Origin of the sequence: Mesorhizobium sp. (assembly GCF_004962925.1) — a bacterium.
In the GTDB taxonomy this organism is placed as follows: domain Bacteria; phylum Pseudomonadota; class Alphaproteobacteria; order Rhizobiales; family Rhizobiaceae; genus Mesorhizobium.
The window spans coordinates 15,832-17,444 of sequence record NZ_SUEO01000026.1 but is presented as its reverse complement, the minus strand read 5'-3'; the positions used below and the strand labels follow the sequence as shown (position 1 = coordinate 17,444).

The following is a 1,613-nucleotide window of genomic DNA, read 5'->3' as shown; positions in this document are numbered from 1 at the left end:
CTTCTCACCTGTTCCGATCACGCGCTCTATGAAGCCAAGCGAACTGGCAAGGGCCGCTACTGGGCGCATGTGCGGACCGCGAACTGACGATCCCACCCGGATCATCGGGAGCTGTGCGCCGCCATGATCGCCTCGGGCGTCAGGCCGGGCGATCCACGCCTTTCCTGCTCTGCCTTGCGCACCAGCGCCGTGACCCGCTTTATCAGTGGCGCCGGCGTACCCGCTTTGTCCGCCAGGCGCAGAATCGCGCCTTGCAACTCGTCGATCTCGGTCGGCCGGCCGCGCTGCAGATCGTCCCACATCGACGAGCGCGCTTCGGGATCGATCGCGAACATACGCCGCGCCAGGATCTTGAACAGCCAGTCGGGCAGCCGGAGCACTTTTGGCAGCAACCCGGGACGCAGACCGGCGATCGGTGCCGGCTCGATGCCCGCAGCCCGCATTGCCGCCAATGCCTCGTCGATCTGGCCGGCCAGGATCAGCCGCCAGCGGCGGTCAGCCAATTGCGTTGCCAGCGGCAGGCCGCAAAGCGCCACCAGCGCGTTGTTCAAATTGAGCAGCAGCTTGCCCCACAGCACCGCTGTCATGTCGTCATGCGTGGTGACGGCAAGCCCATCGACGTTGAGGAGTTCATCGAGGCCGGCGACCCCGTTTTCGATCATCACCTTGCCCTCGCTGGCGCGATGCACGCGAAGCGGCAGTTCGCCACCCAGTGACTGGACCACGTTGAACGGCACCATGCCGGCGAGCACACGCCGCCCGGCGAGCCCAGCCCGCAGCCTGTCGGCATTGTCGACGCCGTTCTGCAGGCTGACCACCACTGCGTCCGGGCGGGCGTGGGCGGCAATGAGCGCCGCAATCTCTTCTGTCGCGCCGCTCTTGACCGTCACAAGAATGATTTCGGCGCCGCGCAAGGCGACCGCCGGATCGGCGGTGACCGAAAGCCCATCCGGCGTGATGGAGCGGTCGCGGCCGTCAAGGTCGGTGACCTGCAACCCGTCCTTCCGCAGGCCTCTTCCATGCGCGGCCGTGCCAGCAGAATCACCTGCCGCCCGGCGAGCGCCAGGCAGCCGCCGGCATAGCAGCCGATGCTGCCGGCGCCGGCAATGACGATCCTTTTGTCCTTGTTGGCCATCCGATGATGCTGCCTTGGCCTGCGACTATACGACATGAAAACCATAATGTCGGCGGGATGGCTGGCCCTTATGTCTGGCCGTGACAGGCCTTGCGCTTTCGACTATCGCTTTTGCCCATGACGTTGCCGACCGATCCCGCCAGAAATCTCGCCGCCCTCATCCGCTGCGCCTCGGTGACGCCCGCTGAAGGCGGAGCATTGAGCACGCTGGAAACAATGCTGAAGCCGCTCGGCTTTTCCGTCGAGCGCCCGGTGTTTTCGGAAGACGGCACGCCCGATATCGAAAATCTCTATGCGCGGCGCTCCGGCAACGGTCCGCATCTGATGTTCGCCGGGCATACCGACGTGGTGCCGGTCGGCGACGAAGCGTCATGGACGCATCCGCCCTTTGCTGCCGAGATCGCCAAGGGCGAGATGTTCGGCCGCGGCGCCGTCGACATGAAGGGTGGCATCGCCTGTTTCATCGCCGCGGTGGCGC

At 65.8% G+C, this 1,613-nt stretch carries 1 protein-coding gene and 1 pseudogene; one reads left to right on the top strand and one right to left on the bottom strand.

Annotated elements, in window-relative coordinates:
* Positions 1 to 101 precede the first annotated feature (101 nt).
* Positions 102 to 1,135, bottom strand: a pseudogene (locus tag E5W87_RS08470) (2-dehydropantoate 2-reductase).
* 117 nt (positions 1,136 to 1,252) lie between these two features.
* On the opposite strand from E5W87_RS08470, the gene E5W87_RS08465 reads away from it, so the two are divergent.
* Positions 1,253 to 1,613: M20/M25/M40 family metallo-hydrolase (locus tag E5W87_RS08465; protein WP_292395859.1), on the top strand; the 361-nt coding region annotated here is incomplete at its 3' end.